At 60.8% G+C, this 20,445-nt stretch carries 17 protein-coding genes; 4 read left to right on the top strand and 13 right to left on the bottom strand.

The annotated features are described in order from the left end of the window. The first annotated feature begins 114 nt into the window (after positions 1 to 114). Entirely contained in the window at positions 115 to 1,059 is a 945-nt protein-coding gene (locus ACGK9R_RS03570) for a cation diffusion facilitator family transporter (RefSeq protein ID WP_394578207.1), read from the top strand. 74 nt (positions 1,060 to 1,133) lie between these two features. Here the strand turns inward: ACGK9R_RS03570 and ACGK9R_RS03565 are convergent, their stop codons facing one another. From ACGK9R_RS03565 to ACGK9R_RS03520, 10 genes are all read right to left on the bottom strand, one after another. Then, complete coding sequence (locus ACGK9R_RS03565; RefSeq protein WP_394578205.1) at positions 1,134 to 2,396, bottom strand: PQQ-dependent sugar dehydrogenase; 1,263 nt, start codon at positions 2,394 to 2,396, stop codon at positions 1,134 to 1,136. Between the two features lie 129 nt (positions 2,397 to 2,525). After that, positions 2,526 to 3,539, bottom strand: coding sequence for an Ldh family oxidoreductase (locus tag ACGK9R_RS03560; RefSeq protein ID WP_394578203.1), 1,014 nt, complete (start codon positions 3,537 to 3,539; stop codon positions 2,526 to 2,528). Positions 3,540 to 3,675: 136 nt separating this feature from the next. Next, the gene (locus ACGK9R_RS03555) at positions 3,676 to 4,353 is read right to left on the bottom strand and encodes a FadR/GntR family transcriptional regulator (protein ID WP_394578201.1); all 678 of its coding nucleotides are present in this window, start codon (positions 4,351 to 4,353) and stop codon (positions 3,676 to 3,678) included. A gap of 146 nt (positions 4,354 to 4,499) precedes the next feature. Next, the gene (locus ACGK9R_RS03550) at positions 4,500 to 5,297 is read right to left on the bottom strand and encodes an NAD-dependent epimerase/dehydratase family protein (protein WP_394578199.1); all 798 of its coding nucleotides are present in this window, start codon (positions 5,295 to 5,297) and stop codon (positions 4,500 to 4,502) included. Between the two features lie 44 nt (positions 5,298 to 5,341). Beyond that, complete coding sequence (locus tag ACGK9R_RS03545; protein ID WP_394578197.1) at positions 5,342 to 6,205, bottom strand: amidohydrolase family protein; 864 nt, start codon at positions 6,203 to 6,205, stop codon at positions 5,342 to 5,344. Between the two features lie 40 nt (positions 6,206 to 6,245). Then, entirely contained in the window at positions 6,246 to 7,163 is a 918-nt protein-coding gene (gene kdgD, locus ACGK9R_RS03540; RefSeq protein WP_394578195.1) for a 5-dehydro-4-deoxyglucarate dehydratase, read from the bottom strand. 83 nt (positions 7,164 to 7,246) lie between these two features. Then, entirely contained in the window at positions 7,247 to 8,962 is a 1,716-nt protein-coding gene (locus ACGK9R_RS03535) for a pectate lyase (protein WP_394578193.1), read from the bottom strand. Between the two features lie 80 nt (positions 8,963 to 9,042). Continuing rightward, complete coding sequence (locus tag ACGK9R_RS03530; RefSeq protein WP_394578191.1) at positions 9,043 to 9,759, bottom strand: oligogalacturonate-specific porin KdgM family protein; 717 nt, start codon at positions 9,757 to 9,759, stop codon at positions 9,043 to 9,045. A 130-nt stretch (positions 9,760 to 9,889) separates the two neighbouring features. Then, on the bottom strand, positions 9,890 to 11,680 hold the full coding sequence (locus ACGK9R_RS03525; protein WP_394578189.1) for a transporter: 1,791 nt from the start codon (positions 11,678 to 11,680) through the stop codon (positions 9,890 to 9,892). Positions 11,681 to 11,782: 102 nt separating this feature from the next. Beyond that, positions 11,783 to 12,937 carry a mandelate racemase family protein gene (locus tag ACGK9R_RS03520; RefSeq protein ID WP_394578187.1) on the bottom strand — a complete coding sequence of 385 codons (1,155 nt, stop codon included), beginning with the start codon at positions 12,935 to 12,937 and terminating at the stop codon, positions 11,783 to 11,785. Between the two features lie 476 nt (positions 12,938 to 13,413). On the opposite strand from ACGK9R_RS03520, the gene ACGK9R_RS03515 reads away from it, so the two are divergent. From ACGK9R_RS03515 to ACGK9R_RS03505, 3 genes are all read left to right on the top strand, one after another. Beyond that, entirely contained in the window at positions 13,414 to 15,648 is a 2,235-nt protein-coding gene (locus ACGK9R_RS03515; RefSeq protein WP_394578185.1) for an exopolygalacturonate lyase, read from the top strand. Positions 15,649 to 15,735: 87 nt separating this feature from the next. Further along, a complete protein-coding gene (locus tag ACGK9R_RS03510; RefSeq protein ID WP_394578183.1) occupies positions 15,736 to 16,734 on the top strand; it encodes an alpha/beta hydrolase in 999 nt (332 codons plus the stop codon). Further along, positions 16,731 to 17,864, top strand: a complete 1,134-nt coding sequence (locus tag ACGK9R_RS03505) for a dienelactone hydrolase family protein (RefSeq protein ID WP_394578181.1) — start codon at positions 16,731 to 16,733, stop codon at positions 17,862 to 17,864. Before ACGK9R_RS03510 ends, ACGK9R_RS03505 begins: the two co-directional genes overlap by 4 nt. Positions 17,865 to 17,945: 81 nt before the next feature. Here ACGK9R_RS03505 and ACGK9R_RS03500 read toward each other — a convergent pair whose 3' ends face one another. From ACGK9R_RS03500 to ACGK9R_RS03490, 3 genes are read right to left on the bottom strand one after another with little or no spacing between them, the layout of a single operon-like run. Beyond that, positions 17,946 to 18,689 carry an ABC transporter ATP-binding protein gene (locus ACGK9R_RS03500; RefSeq protein WP_394578179.1) on the bottom strand — a complete coding sequence of 248 codons (744 nt, stop codon included), beginning with the start codon at positions 18,687 to 18,689 and terminating at the stop codon, positions 17,946 to 17,948. Further along, complete coding sequence (locus ACGK9R_RS03495) at positions 18,686 to 19,531, bottom strand: ABC transporter ATP-binding protein (RefSeq protein WP_394578177.1); 846 nt, start codon at positions 19,529 to 19,531, stop codon at positions 18,686 to 18,688. Before ACGK9R_RS03495 ends, ACGK9R_RS03500 begins: the two co-directional genes overlap by 4 nt. Positions 19,532 to 19,540: 9 nt before the next feature. Then, complete coding sequence (locus ACGK9R_RS03490; protein WP_394578175.1) at positions 19,541 to 20,431, bottom strand: ABC transporter permease; 891 nt, start codon at positions 20,429 to 20,431, stop codon at positions 19,541 to 19,543. Between the last annotated feature and the right edge of the window lie 14 nt (positions 20,432 to 20,445).

Here is a 20,445-nt window from a genome sequence, read left to right as displayed (position 1 = left end):
GAAATAGACACGCTCTAAAGGCTAGTACACCTGCCCGGGGCTTTCCAAAGCGCCCGCGCGGCGCCAAAGTTGCTATGCTTACTCGCTCTTGAACCAGCCTTTGGAGCGCGCGTAGTGAAGACCGAAGCCGGTACCCTGAGATTTTCCGCTTTCATGGCCCTGTTGATCGGTGTGGTGGGCATCACGGCCACGCTCGCCTCGAACTCCCAGGCGATCCTGCTCGATGGCCTATTCAACCTGATCTACTTCGGGGTGGCGCTGGTCACGCTCAAGGTGAGCCGGCTGGCGAGCCAGCCCGACAGCGAGGCCTACCCGTTCGGCTACAGCTACTTCGAGTCGCTGGTGAACCTGTGCAAGGGGCTTCTGATTCTGGGGGTCTCCATCTTCGCACTGGTGGACGCAGTGGCGGCGCTTCTGACCGGCGGGCGCGAGATCGCGGCGGGCCTGGCGGTACTTTACGCGGGCTTCGCTACTCTTGCCTGCTCGATCACCGCCTGGGTGATGCACGTGAGCCAGCGCCACATCGCAAGCCCGCTGGTGGCGGCAGACAAGCTCAACTGGGTGGTCAACAGCGCCATCTCCGCCGGGGTGCTGGCGGCGTTTGGCCTGATGCTCGTGCTCGAGACGCTGGGCTCGACGCAACTGGTGCCCTACGTCGATTCGGTCCTGGTCATCGCGGTGGTGCTACTGTGCTTGGGCGTGCCGGTGCGCATCGCAGGCCAGGCGCTCGGTGAACTGACCAACAAGACGCCGCCGGTGGCGGTCGCAGAGCCGGTGCGCCAGGCCGTGGCTCGCGGGCTCGAAGGGGTGGCAACGCAGGCGGTGCGCGTTCGTATCGTGCGCCCGGGGCGGCTTCTTTACGTACTGGTTCACGTGGTGAAAAAAGACGACGCCGCGCTCGGTTTGGCCGAACAGGATCGGCTGCGGGCCCGAGTGGACGACGAGATTCGCCGCCACTACGCGCCCGTGGTCTGCGATATCGTGTTCACCCGGGACACCCGCTGGGCCGAGCCCTCTTGCGGGCTGTTGGTGCGTCCAACGAATCAAAACGCTCCCTAGCAGTCCGGCACTTCATTCGGGCCGCCCAATAGCATCGGGCACCCGAGGGTGCCCGATCGCATCACGTTGAAGGGCTACTCGCCGCTGTCGGTTTGCGGCTCCAGTCGATAAAGCCCGCCATCTTCCTCGTCGGTCAACACGTAGAGAAAGCCGTCCGGGCCCTGGCGCACGTCGCGAATACGCCCGAGCGTGTCCGCCAGCAGCGTCTCTTCGTGGGTGATCTCGCCCTGCTCATTCACTACCAGGCGATGCAGCTGTTCGCGCTTGAGTGAACCGGCGAACAGGTTGTTCTGCCAGCCGGCCACGTCCCCGGAGTAGAACGCAAGCCCGGAAGGCGCCATGGACTCTTCCCAGATATGATTCGCCGGAATCACGCCGGGGGCCTCGCGGCCAAGACCAATGTGCTCGTCGGTGGTGTACTCGGTGCCGTGGGCAATCATCGGCCAGCCGTAGTTGGCGCCTTCCTCGACACGATAAAGACGGTCACCGCCGTTCGGGCCATGATCCACCGCCCATAGCTCACCCGTTTCCGGGTGCATCGCGAGCCCCTGATTGTTGCGATGGCCATAAGAGTAGATTTCCGGACGCAGGTTGCCAGGCGCTACGCCGATGAACGGATTGTCCGGGTGAGCGCCGCCGTCCTCGAGCAGGCGAATCATCTTGCCGCCGGGAGTGGTCAAATCCTGGGGCAGGTTCTGAACGTTGCGATCGCCGATGGGAAAGACCAGTGAACCATCGCCCGGGAAGACGATGCGCGAGCCGTAGTGAGCGCCGGGATGGGTTCGGGGAACCTGAGTGTAGAGGGTTTCGAGGTCGGTGAGCGTCGTGCCGTCGGCGTCGAGGCGCGCCCGGGCCACCGCCGTACCGGTACCGTAATCCGGTTCATAGGTACTGAACGCACGCGGGTCGCCCGGGCTTGAGTAGGTAAAGTAAATCCAGCCGTTGTCGGCATGATCCGGATGCACCACGACATCCAGAAGCCCGCCCTGACTGCCCCCTTCGACGGCCGATTTATCGTCCTCTTCCACATCGGTTTTCGGCAAGTTGTCGAGCTGGGTCACACTATCGCCGTCGATCAGCTGAAGCCGCCCGGGGCGTTCGGTAATGAGCATGCGCCCGTCCGGGAGCCAGGCCACCGCCCAGGGATGCTCGAGACCGCTGACGATCTGCGTGATGCTGAAGTTCGTCTCTTCGCTTTCGACGTTGTCGGCCACGCGCTCCTCGATTACGCGGACCTCTGCGTATGCCGCGCTGGATGCGCCCAGAAATACCGCCGCTACGGCCACTCCCAGCGCCGAGGGTACAAAACGTCCTTTCAACCCCTTTGGCTCAATCATCCTCTACTCCTTTAGATACGATTAACGCACATTAAACGGAAAAAGCACGTTGCAGCTTAAAGGAGCTTTCAGAGCGCCACAAATGGCGCTTTGCTAATAAAGAGAATGCCCTTCTTACTCCATGGTGATTCAATTCGTCAGCGTGTTCAGTTCGTCAACGAGCGCTTTGGGAAGGCTCATACCGTATCGTCGCGTACGCTCGCGAGCCTCAAAACGCCGCTGCGAGGGCAAGCGCGCCCCTTGCTCCAGGATGTTGTCGAACAGGGTGTCCGCATGGCGTAAGTGATAATCGGCATCACTGCCCAGAAAAGCTTGCGGACACAGTGCAATGACGAGTTCACCGTGTAACGGCTTGCCGGTTCCCTCGATATTGGCGGGCGCGGTCTCGTGTCCCAGTACGTCGCCGATCAAGGGCCCGGCCAGCAACTCGATCATGGTGGAGAGCGCCGAGCCCTTATGCCCACCGAAGGTGCGCATGGCACCCGACAGCGCCGCGGTGGGGTCGGTCGTGGGCTCTCCTTGGGCATCCATCGCCCAGTGAGAAGGAATGGACTCACCGGCCCGGCGGTGCAGCTCGATCTCGCCTCGGGCCACTTCGCTGGTCGCAAAATCAAAGGTATAAGGTGTGCCGCCCGGGCGCGGCCAGGAGAAGGCTAGCGGATTGGTGCCCAGAAGTGGTCGTGTGCCGCCGGCTGGTGCCACGAAGGGATGGGTCGGCGTCATGGCAATACCGATCAGCCCTTGGCTCGAGATCGCCTCCACTTCCGGCCATAGTGCCGAGAAGTGAAAGCAGCGATTGATCGCCATGGCCGCCAGACCCTGACGCCGGGCCTTGTCGATCAGCATTGGCAACCCTGTCTCGAAGGCAAGCAGTGAGCAGCCGCGCTGGGCATCGATTCTCACCACGCCCGGCGCCTGGTCGTGCAGCAACGGTAGCGCTTGGGTATCCATACCGCCGTTGCGCGCCGTTTCCACGCACCCGATCAACCGATACAAGCCGTGAGAGTGGCATTCGTCACGCTGGGCGGCCACTACGCTGCGAGTAATAGCCTCGGCATGCGCCGGACTAAAGCCATTGTGCTGAAGAACGGTCAAACTCAAGGACCGCGCCTCTTCCAGGGAGAGGAGAACTGTTTCACTCATGCGTGTTTTCCCACGTTCTTGTCGGTTATAGGCGTTAAAAAAAGCAGGTCATCGACCTGCTCGGTTACTCTCTCTTTCAAGATCAACATCAACCTTGCTTCTTTCGACTCGCACAGAGGGCCAACTTCAAATACACCTACTTGTAGGAGTAGTACGTCTTGTAAGCCCGTTTCAAGTGGCGATTCATGGCGGTATTGGCCGCTTTTGACTTGCGCGCCAAAATCGCTTCAAGGATGTCGGCATGTTCCTGCGCCACTTTCTTCAAATACTGGTGGCTCGTTTGTACGTCCGCCTGCACCGAGCCCAGCTTGGCCCGAGGAATGGTGTCAACATCCCACTGTTCGTAGATAGTCACGAAAGCCGGATTATGGGTGGCTCGAGCAATAGCGGCATGAAACGCGAGATCTTCATCCCGTGCCTGAGTCGTCTTGCGGCAGGCCTGAAGAAATGCTTCATGCAGTTCGGTCAGGCGTACTCGATCCTGCTGATCGTATCGGCTGGCCGCCAGAGCGGCCGCTTCCGGCTCGATCGTCAGACGTAGCTCGAGGATATTCAGGATGTCGTCGATAGTGCGCAGCCGGATCTTTTTTTCAGGCGTGCGGTTTTCAGGGGTCGAGCGCAGGACTCGGGTACCGATCCCGCGCCGGGTTTCGACCAGACCCTGAGACTTGAGATGGGTGATGGCCTCACGAATAACGGTGCGACTGACGCTGAACATGTCGCACAGCGAGCCTTCGGGAGGCAGCTTTTCCCCGACCGGAATTTCCTGACGGGCAATGATACCTTCCAACTGCTGGGATACCTGTCGCGACAAGCTCCCTCCGTGCACCAAAGGCTGTATCCCTAAACGTTTCATGCGACACCCACTCTCATTCAGATCGACGATTCAGGGTCTTCAACGCCCTCCCAAGCCTGGTACTATAAAGTATTTGCCGAACTTTTTAATAAGACCTATGACGATCAGTCGTCCGGGTGGCCCGAGGAAGCAAACTTGCCACCCTGGTAGACCACCTCCGGTTCGTCCGCTGCGGGAACACCCCCTCTCGCCTCGACCTCTTCACGCCACGGCTCGGAGCTGTACTTGGGCTTCCAACCCAGAAACGATACTTGCTGGTTATCCCACCACTGCTCCGCGTTGTCGGAGACACCGTAGACCACGGTATTGCCCAGCTTGGGCGCCAGAAACGCACGCTCGAACAGGCTCATTAGATCTTCCACGTGCAGCCAGGTCGCCAGCATGCGCGTATCCTTGGGCTCTGGGAAACAGGAGCCAATACGCACGCTCAGCGTCTCGATGCCAAACTTGTCGAAGTAGAGGCTGGCAAGATCCTCGCCGAAGCATTTCGAAAGCCCGTAGATGGAGTCCGGACGATGCACGACTTGAGTATCGATCTTCCGGGTACGCTCGTAAAAACCGATGGTGTGGTTGGAGCTTGCGAATACGATGCGCGGCTTGCCCAGATGACGCGCCGCCTCGTACAGATTGTAAGTACCAACGATATTGGCCTGCAAAATGCCCTGCCACGGCTTTTCAAGCGATACGCCGCCCAGATGGATCACGCCATCGCAGCCCTCGACCAGCGCCTTTACGCCTTCGTAGTCAGCCAAGTCGCACTGAATGATTTCTTCGTGCTCGGCGGGGCTTTCGATATCGGCAATATCCGACAGGCGTACATGTTTGGCCAGCCTGTTGAGGTAAGGACGAATCGCCTTGCCAACACCGCCCGCAGCGCCGGTCACCAGTAGTCTATTGAGCATGTTTATCTCCTTGTCACTCTTGATAGGCGTTACTGAACGCCTGGTTATACAAAATCGTAAAGAAAGGCCGGGTTATCGACCAGAATCTTCTGGCGAGTCTGCTCGTCGGCCCACTGAAGCAGAATATCCAGCTGCTGGGCATCACTTGGATACTGGGCGCGCTGAACGCCTACATGAGGCCAGTTCGAACCCCATAGAATGCGATCCGGGGCATGTTGGATCACGCGTTTGGCAATGGGCGCCACGTCAGAAAATTCCGGCGCACCGGTCAAACTGGTTTCGTAGGCCCCGCAAATCTTGAACCAGGCGTTGCCCTTATCGATGAGCCTTAGAATATCGTCGACACGGGCGTCATCCGCCGCCACCGGGTCAATGAACTTGCCGATGTGATCGATGATGTAACGACCTTCGATCTTTTGCAGCTCGTCGTAGTAAGTCGGCAGGTCACGGCCGTTGAACTGCACCATGAGATGCCAGCCCATCTCCTGGATGTTCTTCTCGACGGCCAGCATTTGATCGATCCCGACTGCGCCACCGGGCAGTTGCATGATGCGCGCACCGCGAACGCCTTTCTCGTGCAGACGCTCGAGCTCCTGGCGCGGCGTGTCTGGCGTAATGACGGCAATGGCACGCGCGACATCGGTACCGAACTGATCAAGCGCCTCGACCAGCGCACCATTGTGCGCCTGGTAAGCATTGGGCTGCGTGATCACGACTCGCGATAGCCCCAGCCACTTCTGCAGCTCTCGATAGTTATCGACAGTAGCAAGTTCGGCGATCGGCGGCCCGTCGGGCTGGGATTCAAACCCTGGAAGAAAGATATGAGCATGGCAGTCCGTTGCACCGGGCGGCGCTTTCAAGCGCGGTGATGGTCCGGTCAAGGGACGACTGTTTTCTGGAATCGACATTACGGCTCCTGTTCGATGATAAGCGTCATTTGGGCGTCGCTCAGTACTGACTGGCGACGTCGATCAGCCTGGCCAGCTGCTCGCTCTCCGATTGTGTTGGCATGACCAACGGCGCACGCACGGTGCCGGCCGGCTTGCCAATGATCTGCGCGCCCTGTTTGATCAGGCTCACGGCGTAACCTTTCTTGCGATCACGCAGATCCACAAAGGGAATGAAGAAGTCCTGGGTGATCTTCTTGACCGTTTCATGGTTGCCGGCGCGCAGCGCCTTGTAGAAGGTGGACGCCATGTCGGGCACGAAATTGAAGACCGCCGATGAATAAGTATTCACGCCGATGGAGAGATAGGCCTCGGCGAAGATCTCGGCCGTAGGCACGCCGCCAATATAGGCCAGGCGGTTCCCCACTGTTTTGACGATCTTGTTGAGTGCCTGAATATCGCCTTTTCCATCTTTCAGGCCAATCAGATTGGGGCAGGCATCCGCCAGTGCTTTTACGGAGGCCGCGTCCAGAACGCCGTTGCCGCGGTTGTAGTAGATGACATTGATCGAGGTGCTGTCGCACACTTCGCGCGCGTAATCGACCAGTCCCTCCTGGGGGCACTCGGTCAGGTAAGGAGGCATCAGCAAAATGCCATCAGCGCCAGCCTCTTCGGCGATTTTGGCGTGTGCCTTGGCCTGCTCGACGCTTTGACCAGCGCTCGCTATGATCGGAAGCTCACCGCCGATGGTCTCGACCGCTGTAGTCACAACATCACGAAAATCATCGAGGGAAAGGCTGAAGAACTCCCCCGTGCCACCGGCGACGAATACTGCGGAAATTTCATGGCTAGCGAACCACTTCAATCGCGACTGATAACTTTCGCGAGCGAAGCGCCCTTGAGCATCGAAATCAGTGACAGGAAACGAAAGCAAACCATTGGCAATGGAAGCCAGCGTTTTTTCACGAGAGAAGTACATAAAGACTAGTCCTGTATCATATTTTTGTAATACATCACACAACTATAGGCGTTGCCAGATTGGCGATCAATATCGCAATGACGCTAACGACGACCGTTCGGCTCAAGCTCCTCGCCCTGTTTCAACGAAAACAGCTCGTTGTCACTGGTCACGAAACGCGGCTCGCCGTTGGCCATTAGGTAGGCCCCTTCCGTGAACCCGCCGCCGTTCAAGAAGGGCGCGACGGCATCGGACTCGCCCTGGTGGGCCGCTTCCAGCGCCAGCAGCGCGTAGGGATCAATGCTGTCGATCTCGGCGTACTGCACGTCCGGACTGCGAACGAAGAAGTCGTTGACGCGCCGATCGTCCAGAATGTTGTCGGCGACCCTGTCGGCCAGGTCGAGATAGACCGGCTGCTCCGTTGCCTTCCACAGATCGATCAGAGCGAAGATCGTGCGGGCGTCATCATTGCCCGTTTCCAGATCGACATCCGGATCCTGCCCTCCCACTTCGCCGATATCACCCAACCCACGCCCCTGAGCAATACCTCGTGCCACGCGCCAGAGGTCGGCGTCCGGCGCCAGGGCGTAGGCACGCGCATAGGAGAGCAAAAAGTTGCTGCCCGCCTCGTAGGGTTCGAGGACCTTTCCCTGCTTGCCGTAGTAGCCATCCCGGGGCAGAGCGTAGTTCGAAAGATCCGTCCCATCGGCGATCATGGGGCGAAACGTATTCGTCTCCTCATCGTAGCCGTACTGGGCAAACGCCTTCAGCCCGTCGATCGTCCACTGCTGGATCTCGGCGCCGTCATCGCCCAGCGACTGTGCCAGAGCCAGTTGCATTAGCGCATTCTCGGAGTAGATCGTTCCTGTACGGCCACTCAACAGCATGTTGCCCTCCAGCGCCGCATCACCGAACTCCGGGCCGAACTGGCGCTGGGCTCGATCGCCATACTTCGAGTGCGTGTCGCCATCGTCATCGGTCTCGTCGCGCTTGAGCGGCTGGGTGAACTGATACACGCCAAGCCCGGTTTGCGCATCACGCGGCAGCACATACTGCTCGGCAAGCCGCTTGGCCCAGGTGAGCGCGCCGGGTTCGTCGTTGTAGTGGTAGAGCAGGCCCGCCGAGTAGATCAAGTCATTGCCCGTATTTAGAAAGCTGAGTCCTTTGGTTTCGAAGAAAGGCGGCTGCTGGGAAAAGTCGCTGTCCCACAGCGCCCCCCTCTCCAGGCCGTACTCGCCATGCCGGCTGGTTTCGAGCACTTCCCAATCGTAGACGTGGGCATTCCAGAAGGCACGGATGAAATTCATCGTGGCGTCCGGGTCGACTTCGAACATGAGCTCATAGTAGGGGTAGGCGTTCTTGAGCTCGTGAACCAGTTCCTTCTCGCTCGGCCCTTCCGGCTCGAGGGTCTTCAGATCGACGAAGCGGTGACCACCCCAGTACAGAAGGCCGCTGTCGTCCTGGAAATGATCGAAGTAGTAGCGCACGTTCTGTTCGGCGCGCTCCCGATAGCGCGGGTCGCCGGTCAAGTTGCTCAAGCCGACCAGTACGCGCATGAAGTTCTGCTGCGCGGAAAAGTTCGACAGCACCGCCGTGCGCCCGTCGGGGAAGATCCACTCCATCTGCTCGCCGGTATCGGGATTGACGCCGGAGGCGAGCAAGGGCGAGGGGTTGTTGTCATGATAGTGATCACCGGCCTGGTCAAGGACGGTATCGGCGAAGGCCTGGACGGCCTGAAGCCGGGTGCTCTCGGCGAAGGCGCTGTGGCTGGCTGCCAGAGCGAGCACGCAACAGGTCTTGAAAGCTACACGAACATTCATGATCGAACTCCAAATCGACCGAACATACGGGATGGCGGCCGGGAGTCTCTACCCCAACCGCCTTTTCTCAGTCGATTACCCTAGAATCGGTAGCTATAAGTCACCTGAACGGCATCGTTATGGTGCCCGCCGTTATAGGTGGCTTCATCGCGGGTCTTGTCCTTACGCTTGTAGGTCAAGGCGAGCGCATTGGCGCTATCGATACGATAGCCAAGGCCCAGTTCATGCTCCCAACGATCTTCGTTACCCGTATACATGCTTCCCTCGCCCAGCACGTAGGCATAGCTCGTGTTCCAGGCCAGACCGATCTGGTCGGTCACGGCGTAACTCACGTAACCGTCGAAGCGGTTCACCCGTGAACGTGCACCGCCGCCCTCCCGGAAGGTCTGGTATTCATAGCGATAGCGCGCGCCCACGCGCCAGTCATCGTTCACCCGGTAGTTCAACCGCAGCATCGGCCGCATGGTTTCGGACCCCGGGTTGAACTTGTACTCGATCTTGGGCTGAAGCGACCAGCGGTTATCGTCGTCCAGCGCGTAGGAGTAGCCTAACCCAAACAGGTTTTCTGCAAGTTCGGGCCTGCCGCTGATTTCATCGCGCCAGCGGCGCTGGTGCTCGAAAGAAAACGCCATGGCGTTATCGAAGGTGTGCCCCAGGCCGAATTTGACCTTATAGTCCTGGTTTTCTCTAAAGGTCTGTTCGTATTTTGTCGAGATCGTGGTCGAGCCGGCGTGGCTGAAACCACTTGTCAGAGTTGCTAGCGTAGCGAGTCCAATAACCAACTTTTTATTTTTCATGTTGCACCCTTATGAAGGTATTTTTGTTGTAGCCAAGCCCTACGAAGGTCGCAGAGAACCAGCCGTATCATTTATTACGTATGATGTTTAATGAGCGCTTTCACCACGCGTATGAAAGCGCTCGAAGGACTTACTTATAGGCGATGCTTGCCTGCAATTCGGCATTCTGCATGGCGCGCTTGCTAGAGCGCGCCGAAAGCAGCATCAGTACTGCGGGAATCATCAGCAGCGCACCGCACAGCAGCATGACCAGACGCCCGTTCGTTGAGTTGGGCAGCAGCGAGAGACCCATGACCATCACGCTTCCGATCAGGATCAGACGACCCAGGATGATCTTCTGGCCGTAATCCACCGCGTCGGCGGCCGGGTCGGCATCGGTGCTTTCCACCGGCGTTTCCCAGCGACGCCACATTTCCCGGCGCTCGGCGGCGCGCTCGGGCGAGTGTTTCTCGGCGTTGTAGAACAGGCTGCTGAGCAGGAAGAAGCCACCGGTGATGACCGCATGCGCACCGATCGCGAAGGCGACGCGGAAGTCGGACCATTCACGCGCACTGATCTCCATGCCCATGACGCTGTTGACGAGCTCCGGGCTCAGCCAGGCACCAACGCCGTAGGAGACCATGCAGCCCACCACGAGCGTACCCCAGCCCGACCAGTCCGGCGTCTTGCGCACGATCAGCCCCAGCATGGCTGGAATGGTGATCGGGAAGGTGATCAGCGCACTCGCCGTCAGCAGGATCTCGAACAGGCTCATGCTCTTGAGCGAGTTGATGAACAGGCTGATGCCGATGATGATCGCACCGAAGATCAAGGTGACCATACGCGACACGCGCAGCATCTCGGTTTCGTTCGCGTCGGGCTTGATGATGGAGAGATAGAAGTTGCGCACGAAGAAACCGGCGTTGCGGTTCAGGCCAGAGTCCATCGAGGACATGCTGGCGGCGAACATCGCGGCCATCAAAAGCCCCAGCATGCCGGCGGGCATATATTCGCTGACGAAGGCCACGAAAACCGCCTCATTGGCGCTCGCGCCCAGTGCAGGGAAATTCTGGGCGAAATCCGGGCTGTTGGCGTGCATGAACCAGGCCGGGAAGAACCAGATGATCGGGCCGATCAACGCCAGGCACAGCGTGAACAGCGCACCATAGCGGGCGTTCTTGCTGTTCTTGGCACACATGTAGCGGTAGCCGTTGAGCGTGTTGTTCATCATGAAGATCTGCTTGATGATCAGCATGAACACCCAGAAACCGAACAGCCACGCATAGCCGTAGCCGCTGCCGGTCAAGAACTCGCCGTCATAGCTCGAGACGATGCTGCCGATGCTGTCGGTGTTGCCCCAGGCGACGAAGAAGCACACGAAGGTCACCGACATGATGATCAGCATCTGGACGTAGTCGGAGGCCACGACCGCCCAGGCGCCGCCGGTGACCGACATCGCGACGACCGCGATACCCGCCAACAGGATGACCGTTTGCAGCGGCACGTCGAATACCGCCGAAGTGATGATGGCCAGGGCGCTCAGCCAGGTAGCGGCGGAGACGAGACCATCGAACATGCTGAACCAGATGAAGGTCTGCTCGCTGGGCTTGCCGTAGCGCATCTTCAGCGCTTCGGCGGCAGTCACCACGCGCAGCTGACGAAAGCGTGGCGCGAAATAGACGTAGTTCAGAAAGTAGCCGGCGGCGTTGGCCCCGAACAGGAAGATAATCGCGAACCCGCTGACGTAAGCCTGCGACGCCGCACCGGTAAAGGTCCAGGCGGAGAACTGCGTCATGAAGGCGGTGGAGCCCACCAGCCACCACAGCATATTGCCGCCCCCGCGAAAGTAATCACTGGTATTGGTGTTGAAGTTCTTGAATACCCACCCGATGATCACCAGAAAAACGAGGTAAATAAGTATTACCCAGACATCGATAGACATGATTGCCCCTTCAATTTTTTTTATTTGTGATCGGCGCTGCCGAATGACTTCAAGCTGGCAAGGCGAGCCGGCGTGCTTGAATCGTGCTGAAACTCGCTCGGCTCAATACCGTTCGAGCGTATTGGCTTCGATGTAATCGAAGTTGATGCTCTCCCCCAGTCCCGGACGGTCCGGCAGATGAACGAAGCCTTCGCTATCCATCTCATCGACGATAACGTTGAGGTAGCCGGGCGCTTCGTCGTAGTCCATGTGGGGATGGAGCAGGCCGCGTTCGTACCATTGGCAGTTGGTAATGGCACCCACGACCGCCAGGTTGGGCGCGCCGTTGCCATGGATTTCGCAATCCATGCCGAAGGCCTCGGCCAAGTGCGCGGCCTTGATGCAGGGCGTGATGCCGCCGCCGTTGGCAACGCCGGCGCGCAGGATGTCGCAGGCCTGGTGCTGAACCCAGCTGGCGCGGCTCTGGTGTTTGCCGCCGATGGTCTCGGGGCCAATGACCGGTACGTCCACCTGTTGGGTCAACCAGCGGTAGGACTCCATGGAGTCTTCGGGCATCGGCTCCTCGAACCAGGCGAAATCGAGACGCGACAGCGCCCGACCGATCTTCAGCGCGTCCGTGCGGTTGTACCAGTGGTAGCCGTCGAGCATCAGAGCGATGTTCGGCCCGACCGCTTCGCGCACGGCTTCGCAGGCGCGAATGTCCATCTCGACGCTCGGTGCGAAGCTCACCGGCGGCATCCAGGTGTGCAGCTTGATGCCCTGGTACCCTTGTCCGACCAGGGTTTCGGCGAACTGAGCGTACTCTTCCGGCGTGGAAAGGCCGCCTTTGGTTTCGTCACCGCACATGGTGCTGGCGTAGGCTTTCACTTTGGTGCGTGCCCCGCCCAGCATCTGGTAGACGGGCACGCCAAGTTGGCGACCCGCCAGGTCCCAGAGCGCCTGGTCGAGAATCGCCATGGCGCGGTCGGTCAGCTGCGCCCCGCTGCCACGCTGGCGCAGCCAGAGGTCCTGCCAGATGAGTTCGCGTGCGTGGACGGGCTTGCCAATCGCCGCCTTCTTGAAATACTGCTCGACGATGTAAGGACGAATGAGTTCCCTGGGTGCGAAGGCGTATCCCTTGGCGCCGTCTTCCGCCATGACGGTCAGCATGGCGATCTGCGCACTGGAAGGCTGCCCTGCATGGGCATGCCCGGCGCTGTCTCGCGAAAGTTTGGATTCGTATTGGATAACTTCAACGGATATGGATTCGATTTTCATACTGTTCAGCCCTCGTTATCGCGCTTTTGTAAAGTAACGCGGCCATTAAGATCATACATAATATGTTTAATACTAATGAGGACGTCCGAGAGCAACAACATAGACAATGGTATGAATATGCGGAGATCGGTACTCAACGGCGTTGATCCACGCATTCAGATAAACGTATTCCAGCCAGCACTCGACAAGGAAAATGCATGATCCAATGCCGCAGCCACAAGGGCGTAACCAGACTTTCGACTTTGGCTACGCTCGGACCGCAATCCCGTCACCTGCGTCCAGCCGATTGCCGTGCCGAGAGTAATAGTTGGGACGGATTCGAAATACGCTGAGTCACTGATTAGTCAGCGAAGCACTACTTATCGCTAATACCCGCCTTAAACATACTATGTATTATCTTAAAAAAGCCGCTCTTGCCTGTCATGAATACAGGCCAATCGTCAGTGCGCCATAATCACAATACACAAGGTACTTGCATGAGAAAGATCGCTACGCTCGCTTTCACGCTGGTTACGCCCGCGCTCGGGACTACTCAGGCCTTTGCCCTCGAAGCTTCCGAACTTACCTGGCAAAGTATTACCTTTGGCCAATCCACGGATAGAAACTTTGGCTCTACCATTCTCCCGGAAAAGGTGGGCACCAACGAAGTGACCCACGACGGCGCCCCTGTAACGCCGGGTCCGCTGCTCGATCAGGTGGTGATCGAGAGCCGTGGGGGGAAGCTTGCCAACTCCCACGAAGGCGGCACGTTCTACTACACCACGCTGCCGACCGACCAGAACTTCGTGCTAACGGCCACGTTGACCCTGGAGCAGCTGGGACCGGAAACCGGCGCCACGCCCAACCGCCAGGAAGGCGCCGGCATCATCGCCCGGGACGTAATCGGTGCCCCGCGGGCCGAACCGCAGCCGCCAGGTCACGAGGAGTTTCCCGCCGCTTCCAACATGGTCATGAACCTGCTGCGCTCCCATACCCGCGACAATGACGGGCTGGCCAACGCCACAGCGGTCTACCGCGAAGGCATCCAGGACCCCTGGGGCAATCCCGGCAACCTCATGAGCCGCGAGGATTATGCCGAGGCGTTGCCTTATGGTGAGGCCCAGACCTACCGCATGAGTCTTGAGCGCAGCGATGGTCATTTCATCGTTGCCCTCGACGATGGCGACGAGGTTTATCGCCGGGAGATGGACGAGGCCCCGGCTAACCTGATCCAGGTGCAGGACCCGGATCACCAGTACGTCGGTTTCTTCGCCGCGCGCAATGCCCGCGTCAGCATCGCCGATATCGAGCTCGATCTCTCGCCCGCGGAGACCTACCAGGGCGAGGCCTACCAGGCGCCGCAGACCCCGCTGGTCTGGTCGATCGCCTCGCCCGAGCGCGTCAGCACCCCGGATTACACCTTCCAGGCGCTGGCCAACTACGCCGGCACCTTCAGCCTTAGCCAAAATGGCCAAGCCGTGGTCGAGGATGAAACCGTCGAGGCGGGACATCTCTTCAGCGCCTCGCTTACGATCGACGAACCTACGCAGCTCGAGGTCACCTTCCAGCCCGATGAAGGACCCGAAAGCGAACGACAACGCCGCGCCCTCACTCTCGAGCCTGCCCGGGTTGCCGACCCCATGAACCTGCACGCCTCCCCCGAGGGCCAGGCAGGAGACGCGGGCGACGAGGAACACCCGCTGGATCTGGCCTCGGCGATCGCGTTGGTCGCTCCCGGCGGCACTATCCACTTGGCCAGCGGCGAGTATGAGGCCATCGAGCTTCCGCTCGAGGTTAGCGGCAGCCCCGGCGCTCTCAAGCGCCTGACCGGAGAAGGCACCGACGTACGCTTTACCGGCATGGTCTCGCACAACGCCCACTACTGGCAGCTCGATCATCTCGAGGTCGCCGGCGAACGGCTGATCGTTCACGGCAGCCACAACGTGTTCGAGCACATCGTGACCCACAGCGCGCCGGACACCGGCTTTCAGATCACCTCACCGGACGACGTTGGCCGCGCCCTGTGGGCAAGCCACAATACGGTGCGCTACAGCGAAAGCTACAACAACCGGGATGACTCGGGCATCAATGCCGACGGCTTCGCCGCCAAGATGCGCATCGGCGAAGGCAATCGCTTCGAGCACTGCCTGTCGCACCACAACGTCGACGACGGCTGGGATCTTTTCAACAAGGTCGAGGATGGCCCCAACGGCACAGTCACTATCCTCGACTCCATCGCCTTCAACAACGGCCAGACCCTCGACTCAGAGCGTACCGGCGGTAATATCGGCAACGGCTTCAAGCTCGGCGGCGAAGGGCTGCCGGTGGACCACCACGTCGAGCGTAACCTCTCCTTCGACAACGGCATGGACGGCTTTACCGACAACTTCAACTCGGGCGCCTTGACGATCGCCGACAACGTGGCCATCGACAACGACCGCTTCAACTTCATCGTTCGCCAGAGCCCTTACGGTGACCAGCTCGAGCCGGCGCATCTCTCCGGCAACGTCTCGCTGCACCTGGAAAGCCCCAGCCAGTACAGCGACAGCGTTCACGGCACCATCGACGACGACAACGTCTTCATCGGCGATGACGACGATAACGCAAACGCCTCACCCTATGACGATGCGACCCTGGAGCAGATTCGGGCGCTGCTTCAAGAGTCTCCCGAGACGCTGGAAGAGCACCGCCGCCGGGCGCTGGCGCTGCAGGCGCTCGTTTTCGACGAGTAGGACGAAACCGACCGGGGGCACGCGCTGCCCCCGGCTCCGATATACGGTCCGTTGCCAGCCTCCAATAACAAGCAGCGAGCAACCCACATGTCAAAGCATGCCCACCTTGTGCTGGCCGGCTGCGTGCTGGCCCTGTTTCTCTTCCCCAAGGATAACGTCGCCATGGCCGAGAGCCTCTCGCAACACGCGGTCTACCCTCTGTGGGATGGCCCGCCCGAAGGCACCCCCGCCGAGCTTTCTCCCACGATCACCGAACGCTCTGAAAACCTTTTCTCCCCCGACCGGGCGCTGACCGGCATCAATGAGCCCAGCCTCACGGCCTGGGTGCCGGAGCATCCCAACGGTACTTCTATCATCATCGCACCGGGCGGCTCCTATCGGCGCGTGGTGCTGGACAAGGAGGGCATCGAGATCGCCAGGGCTCTGGCGCCTCTGGGCGTGACTAGTTTCCTGCTCACCTACCGCCTGCCGGGCGAGGGCCACGAGCATCGCGCCGATGCGCCGCTGGCCGATGCCCAGCGGGCGGTACGCCTCGTGCGCCGTCAGGCCTCCGAGTGGCACCTCGACCCCGAGCGTATCGGGTTTCTGGGCTTCTCCGCCGCCGGTCATCTTGGCGCCTCGCTGGCCACCGGTTTCGATCGGCCCATCTACGACCTGAGCGATGCCGAACAAACGGTGTCCGCACGACCCGACTTCGTGGCGCTAGTCTATCCGGTCGTCACCATGCAAGACGACGAGGTCCATGCGGGCTCCCGCGAGGCGCTGTTGGGCGAGGCCCCCACGCCCGAACAAAAGCACGCCCAGTCGCCGGAGGCGCACGTCGACGCGCACACGCCGGAGACGTTCATCCTCCACGCCGACGACGACCCGTCGGTCTCGCCGCTGAATGCCATCGCCTTCTACAGCGCGCTGCACCGGGCAGGGGTCAAGGCGGAGCTTCACGTCTTCCGCGAGGGTGGCCACGGTTTCGGCATCGCCAGCGCGGGCGATTTGCCCGTAGCCCAGTGGCCCCAGCTGCTGGCAAGCTGGCTCGAGAGGATCGATGCCCTGCCGGCGGCGTCTTCTCCCCGCGAGGAGCCACGATGAAACGCACGATAAAACGCCTGTCGATCCCCGCCCTGCTGCTCGTCGCCGCGCAGGCGGCGTTGGCCGACCCGAAGGGTGTCACCGACGACAACCTGCCGCTTTTTTATCAGGCGTTGAAGGAGCGCATGAGCTTTCCGCTGGCCTATGAAGGCGGCGACCCCGCCGTCTGGCGCGAGCAGGTGCTCCCCCAGGTACGCGCCAGCATCCTGCCCTACACCGCCTCGCGCCCCTTTGAAGCCGAGCTCATCGACGAAATCGACCGGGGAAGCTACCTGGCGCGCCGCATCGCCTTCAACGTCAGCGACGAAAGCCGCGTGACCGCACTGCTGCTGGTGCCCAAGGGCGAAGGGCCGTTTCCGGCGGCGTTGATGCTTCACGATCACGGCTCGCGTTTCGATATCGGCAAGGAAAAATGGATCGCGCCCTGGTACGACGACCCGCGGCTGGAGTCGGCCAACGAATGGGCCGACAAATTCTTTTCGGGCAGGTTCCCCGGCGAGGTACTGGCCGAGCGCGGCTACGTCGTGCTGGCAACTGACGCGCTCGGCTGGGGAGACCGCGAAAGCAACGGCTACGAGGCGCAGCAGGCATTGGCGGCCAACCTGTTCAACCTGGGCTCTTCGCTGGCGGGGCTGATCGCCCTGGAGGATATGCGCGCCGCGGCGTTTCTGGCAGCGCTTCCCGATACCGACCCGGACCGGGTCGCGGCGGTCGGCTTCTCGATGGGCGCCTTTCGCGCGTGGCAAGTGGCTGCGCTCTCCCCACACATCAGCGCTACCGTCGCCAACGCCTGGATGGCGCAGGCGAAAGAGCTCATGGTCCCGGGCAATAACCAGCTGCGCGGCCAGTCGGCGTTTAACATGCTGCACCCTTCGCTGCTTCGGCTGCTCGACTTTCCCGACGTGGCCGCCCTGGCGGCCCCCGCGCCCATGCTCGTCTACGCCGGTGAAGAGGATATGCTCTTTCCGCCGAGCGCCGTTGAGGGTGCCATGGCGCGTATGCATGAAATCTGGAGCGCCCATGGTGCGGACGATCAACTGAACACCCGCTTGTGGCAAGGCAAGGGGCACGTTTTCACCGCCGACATGCAGGACGCCGCCTTCGAGTGGCTCGATGCGCAGCTCAAATAAACCCGACTGACATCGCCAGCGTGGCGGTGTGGCTCAATGACCAATGGCCGGCGACTCACGGGCGCCGGCCATTGGTCATTCTCACTCGCGGCTGAAGGCGTGCTCGAGGAGCTCCCGGGTATAGGGGTGGGTCACGTTGCCCTCGACCAGGTCGTCTCGGGAGACGACTTCGACGATTCGGCCGGCCTGCATGACGGCTACCCGCTCGCACAGGTGGGCGATGACGCCCAGATCGTGGGAGACCATCAGGTAGGTGAGACCATGACGCTGATGCAACGAGGCGAGCAGGTTAAGAATTTCCGCCTGAACCGAGACGTCCAGGGCCGAGGTCGGCTCGTCGAGCAGCAGGATGCTCGGGTCCATGATGATCGCCCGGGCGATGGCTACGCGCTGGCGCTGGCCGCCGGATATCTGGTGGGGGTAGCGCGGCAGAAACGACGCATCGAGCCCCACGTCCGTGAGCGCCTTCTCGATGCGCTCCGCCTTATCGGCCACACTCTTGATCGCCAGGGGTTCGCTCAGGATCTTGCGGATCGTGTGCCGCGGATGCAGCGCGCCGAAAGGATCCTGGAACACCATCTGCAGGGTATCACTGCGCTTTTTGGGCGGCGTGTCGGCGATCGAGCGTCCCTCTATCTCGATCGCGCCTTCCCAGCCCTGGAACTGCCCCGCCAGACACTTGAGGATGCTGCTCTTGCCCGAGCCTGATTCGCCGACGAGACCGAAGCATTCGCCCTTTCCTATCTCGAGCGAGATGTCGCTCAGAATGCGCTTGCGCTTGGTTAAGGTCGAGATGTCGAAGGAGAGCGTGTCGATGGCGATCATGGCGCACCTCCCTGGGTGAGCCAGGCGGGATCGCGGGCCATCACCGGAAGCGTTGCCCGGCGGTGGCGCAGGCTCGGCAGCGACTCCATCAGTCCCCGCGTGTAGGGATGCGAGGCGTTGGCGAGATCACTCGCCCTGATCGATTCGACCACCTGACCGCTGTACATCACCAGCACCCGGTCGCAGAACTTCTTGACCAGATTGAGATCGTGGCTGATGAAGATGAGGCTGATGTTCTTCTTCTCGATGAGCCGGGTGAGGATATCGAGCACGTCCTGCTGCACGGAGACGTCGAGCGCCGAGGTGGGCTCGTCGGCGATGATGATATCGGGCTCGGGAATCACCATCATGGCGATCATTACCCGCTGCCCCATCCCGCCGGAGATCTCGTGCGGATACTGGTCATAAACGTGCTCGGGATCGCTGATGCTGACCTCGCGCAGCATGTCGAGCGCCGCTTCCCGGGCGGCCTGGCGCGAGATGCGCCGATGCACGCGCAGCGCCTCGGCGATCTGGTCGCCCACGCTCACCACCGGGTTCAACGAGAACTTCGGGTCCTGCATGATCATCGAGATATGCTGGCCGCGAATCGTGCGCATCGCCTTTTCGCTACAGGTGAGCAGGTCTTGATCGCGAAACGCGAGCCGCTCGGCGCTCACCTGGGTGGAAGGCGAGTTGAGACGCAGGATCGCCTTGCCCACCGTCGACTTGCCCGATCCCGACTCGCCGACGATGGCCAGCTTCTCGTCGTTCAGGGTGAACGAAACGTCGCGCACCGCGTGCTTGGCGCCGTCATCGGTGCGAAACGTGACGTTGAGTTTTTCGACTGTCAGTACGCTCATGGGTACTCCTCACTCGGTGCGTGGGTCGAGAAGATCGCGCAGGCCGTCACCCAGCAGGTTGAAGGCCAGGCTGACCAGCATGATGGCGGCGCCGGGAAAGGCGACCAGCCACCAGCTTTCGAGCATGTAACTGCGCCCGGTGGAGATCATCGCCCCCCATTCCGGAAGCGGCGGCTGGGCGCCCAGGCCCAGAAAGCCGAGCGCGGCGGCGGTCAGGATCACCGTCGCCATGTTCATGGTCAGGCGCACGATCAACGACGGCAGACACATGATGGCGATGTAGTGAAACAGGATGCGTGCGGCGCTGGCGCCCTGAAGCTTTGCGGCTACCACGTAATCCGATTTTCGAAACGTCATCGTCTCCGCCCGCGCCAGGCGCGCCACCGGCGGCCAGGCGGTCAAGGCGATCGCGATCACCGCATGCTCGAGCCCCGGGCCGAGCGCGGCCACGAACGCCAGCGCCAGCACCAGACTCGGAAACGAAATGAAGATATCGGTAATGCGCATGAATACGCTGTCGACCCAGCCGCCGAAGTAGCCGGACATGGTGCCAATCAGAAGCCCCACCGGCCCGACGATGACGGTCACGAGAAAGATGATGTAAAGCGTTACCCGCGAGCCGTAGACGATTCGACTGAAGATATCGCGGCCGTACTCATCGGTGCCGAACCAGTGCGCCGATGAGGGCGATGCCAGTACACGAGTCAAGTCCTGGGCAAGCGGATCGTGGGTCGCGATCCAGGGCGCTGCGAGCGCGCAGATCAGGAGCAAGGCGACGATGACCACACCCGACGCACTCAAGGGGTTTCTGCACAGCTTTTTGAACGACCTGGTCCACAAGGCCAGCATCGAGTAGCGAGCCTCAGACCGCGCCGAGCGCGCATCGAGAGGATGTTCCATCGTTTGGATCGTTT

The sequence above is a fragment of the Halomonas sp. HNIBRBA4712 genome (assembly GCF_043558675.1).
GTDB lineage: Bacteria > Pseudomonadota > Gammaproteobacteria > Pseudomonadales > Halomonadaceae > Vreelandella.
The sequence above is the reverse complement of the archived record's forward strand: the minus strand, read 5'-3'. Positions and strand labels throughout refer to the sequence as shown.